1 protein-coding gene is annotated in these 1,704 nt (G+C 36.6%); it reads right to left on the minus strand.

What is annotated here, in order from left to right; translation table 11 throughout:
- Positions 1-40 precede the first annotated feature (40 nt).
- Complete coding sequence (locus tag WS40_RS10475) at positions 41-1,615, minus strand: IS1182 family transposase (RefSeq protein WP_046442182.1); 1,575 nt, start codon at positions 1,613-1,615, stop codon at positions 41-43.
- Between the last annotated feature and the right edge of the window lie 89 nt (positions 1,616-1,704).

Genomic DNA, 1,704 nt, shown 5'->3' on the forward strand with positions numbered 1-1,704 from the left:
GCGTTTTTGCCGATTATTAAAATGTTGAAAAATATCTTTTTCAGGCTGCTTTTCTGATTGCGATCTTCTTCAAGTGAAATTTATGCAGATTAAAACCACAGCAAATCATCGCAATTTCTAAATTCATGGCATTTAAGCCACGTCTTCTGGCTCTTGTGTATGACCGATTCCACTTGATGATACCATTTGCACCCTCAGATTGAATGCTTCTGTTCATTCTGAGAAGCGCTCCATGAATACAATTAAGATTGTTTAAAACCTCTTTGTGAAATGCTGTCAATTCTTCATTTATGCGAACTATGCGATTTCCCTTGCATTTGCAGCACTTTTCTTTATGAGAACAGTTTGCACATTCTTCACACTGATAGAATTCTTCTGTTCTCCCATATTTGTTTCCCTTTATGGGTCGACTGTAAACGTAATGGAATTTTTTGTTGTTAGGACACACCAGATCACCATTTTCATCTATGCGGAAATTCACTGCTCTGTATGGATCATTATGGTATTTAATATTCTTGCTTTCTTTTTCATACATGGTAAATTTCATGTATTTTCCCATTCCGTGTTCTTCACAGTACAGATAGTAGTTGAAGCTTCCATAGCCTGCGTCGGTAACTGGATATTCAGGATACTTTCCATATATTCTGTGGAATTTTTCCATAAGCGGCTTGAAGCAATCCATATCCGAGGCATACTGCTTTACGTCATATACGGCGATATACTCATCGCAAACGCCAAATTGTATGTTGTAACCTGGGAGCAGTTGATCGTTTCCCATATAGTCTTTTTTCATACGCATAAATGTTGCATCATGGTCTGTTTTGGAATAACTGTTTCGTTCATTGCCGCATATTTTTATGTGCTCTGCATACTTTTTTAGTCTCGCAATGTAACTTGTAAGCTTATCATAATATCGCTGTTCTGGAGTTTTATGATGTCCACGTCCCCTGACAGCAGAAGCAGGATCAAAACCGCAAAGCTGTATATATTGCTTCAATATCTGTTCGAGATATTCGATGGCATATTCTTCGCGAACTCCAAATTTCACACCAAATGCGGCTATTCTTTTATTTATCTCACTTAACAGTTCTGTTGTCTTTGCAAATACTTTCACGCGATTTTTCTCGCAGCTCTTTTTCCATACCCAGCTGTATTTGTTGGCGTTGGCTGTGATCTTTGTTCCGTCTATGTACACATGATCCATATCTACGTTTTCTTGTTCAAATATGTAAGCATTGATGTCAGCGAATATCTCTTCTATTTTTCCGTTAAGCACATTGTTCATAAAATTGTCTATCGTCATATGGCTTGGCGGCGGTTCGTCCTGTAATAACCACATAAAACGGATATCTGTTTTGCACAGCTTTTCTATTTTTCTTAATGATTCATAGCCATTTTCCATGAATGCGAACAGTATTACTTTTAGCAAAGTTTTTTCATCATATCTTGGTCTGCCTGTCCTGCGTTCCTCAGTCGTCAGGTATTTATTTAGGTCAATATGATCAATAACTTCACAAAATGTATATACCGGATCTGTTGTTTCAATAATTTTTTCAATTTCTATAGGAAATTTTAATTGATATGGTGTATTATATTCTTGTTGGTATTTTTTCATCAAATTTATTATACCACAAAAAAGACTGCTTTCCTACCCTTTTAAGGGTGGTTGCAGTCTTTTTTTATTGCGCGTTTTTTTACAGCGCC

The organism is Ruminococcus sp. N15.MGS-57, assembly GCF_000980385.1.
Taxonomy (GTDB): domain Bacteria; phylum Bacillota; class Clostridia; order Oscillospirales; family Ruminococcaceae; genus Hominimerdicola; species Hominimerdicola aceti.

What these genes read in the sequence shown, in the direction of transcription:
- WS40_RS10475 (WP_046442182.1), bottom strand. Translation starts at nt 1,615, where the DNA reads ATGAAAAAATACCAACAAGAATATAATACACCATATCAATTAAAATTT.